The following is a 1,611-nucleotide window of genomic DNA, read 5'->3' on the forward strand; positions in this document are numbered from 1 at the left end:
ATTAGCCTGCAAATAAAAAGTCAAGGCTAAATTTAAGAACATTGAAAATTTTATACAGGTTGAAAATTTGGTATCAAAATAAGACCACCACACCAGTGCTGGTCTGAAAATATTAGTGGATAATTAAGATTCAGGAAGAGATGAAAGATATTCTTTCACTCGTCCGTAGTAGATTCTTAGAAACTTGTTGGCACCTGCAGTCATATAGACATAGTAAGGCTTGCCTTGAGCACGTTTCTTGTCTAAGAACTGATAAACAGGATCATCTTGAGGATGTGTTTTAATTAGGACATCCATTACCTGAAATAAAGTCTTTCTAAGATCAGAGGAACCTCGTTTTGAGGTTGGAACACTTTTTTGTTCATAACTTCCAGATTCATTAACACCGGGATCTACACCGGCAAATGCAGTAATAGCACTTTTGTGAGTGAAACGGGAAACATCTCCGATCTCAGCCATCAACTGAGATCCGAGTGAAGTTCCAACACCTTTCATAGCCATAACGACAGGATATTCAGGGAGTTTGGATGCAGTTTCATTCATGAGAGTGCGTAGTGACTCAACAGTTGTAGAGGCACTGTTAAGCTGATCCACAGCCTGCTTAATTATAAGCTTTGTAATGGCATCCTTTGGAAGTACAGGAACAAGTTCCTTTGCTTTTCCATAGATTTCCTCAGCTTTGGATTGGCTGAAGTTGTACTTCTTACGTTTGCACCAGTTTTGATAATGGTCGATAAAGGCATTCAGAGACATTTTACGGACACAGTCCACATGCCAGTATGTAGATGCAAAATCAACCCATTTCTGGCTGCCATCACTGCGTGCAGGACTGTCAAAGTAAGTATTAACACCAGGATAGGTTTGGTCAAGGATGCCGATAAGATTATTTTTCATAGCCGTCTTGTGCTTCATGTAAAAGCCGAACTGACGGTTCATGGTTTTGAGCTGATTGCGTAATTCATCCATAACATTATACTGTTTAAGATTTTGCCATTTGTCAAGAGCATATCGGGCAATCTTAACAGAATCCGCTTTATCAGATTTCACTTTACGAAGAGAATCATTATCAAAGTCTTTGATAAGTTTTGGGTTAATGGCACTGACGAAAAGATTTGCCTTTGAAAGCTGATGGGCGAGGACTTCATAATAACGTCCTGTGTGCTCCATCACGATTCGGGACTCCCCTTCAACAGAGTTGATGAGTTCTACAAGTGAATGGATATCACTGGCTGTGTGTTTGATTTCGAAAGGTGCGGAAACAATTTCACCGAAAGGTCGCATGATAGCAACCATACTCTTACCTTTTGAAACATCGATACCTACTGCGTTCATAAATTGTCACTCCTTAAGATTATTGCAATGGATAAATACCAGTTTTACTCATTGCCTATTCAATCTACTGTGGTGTGACGCGAATGCACCTATGGCGATTCAACCTGCATAAAACGAACGCTGCGAATGAGGAGCTGGTTATCAGTCTAATTTACGGACGCGAAGTCCAAGATTGGAAGACGATATACCGATTGCTCCATCATTATACAGCTTAAGCAACAAGATGGATAATTCCTTACTGGCTGTAAGGGATATTAACCATAAATATATTGTAGTAGA

The 1,611-nt window shown here is 39.8% G+C and carries 1 protein-coding gene; it reads right to left on the minus strand.

Features of this window, described 5'->3' with window-relative positions; genetic code table 11:
- Nucleotides 1-123 precede the first annotated feature (123 nt).
- On the minus strand, nucleotides 124-1,332 hold the full coding sequence (locus tag PG418_RS19050; protein ID WP_204575915.1) for an IS110 family RNA-guided transposase: 1,209 nt from the start codon (nucleotides 1,330-1,332) through the stop codon (nucleotides 124-126).
- Nucleotides 1,333-1,611 lie beyond the last annotated feature (279 nt).

It is taken from the genome of Bariatricus sp. TF06-38A (assembly GCF_027690675.1).
Taxonomy (GTDB): domain Bacteria; phylum Bacillota; class Clostridia; order Lachnospirales; family Lachnospiraceae; genus Allocoprococcus; species Allocoprococcus comes.

Bases quoted from the DNA above. Each gene is read 5' to 3' on its own strand.
- PG418_RS19050 (WP_204575915.1), bottom strand. From the start codon at position 1,332: ATGAACGCAGTAGGTATCGATGTTTCAAAAGGTAAGAGTATGGTTGCT.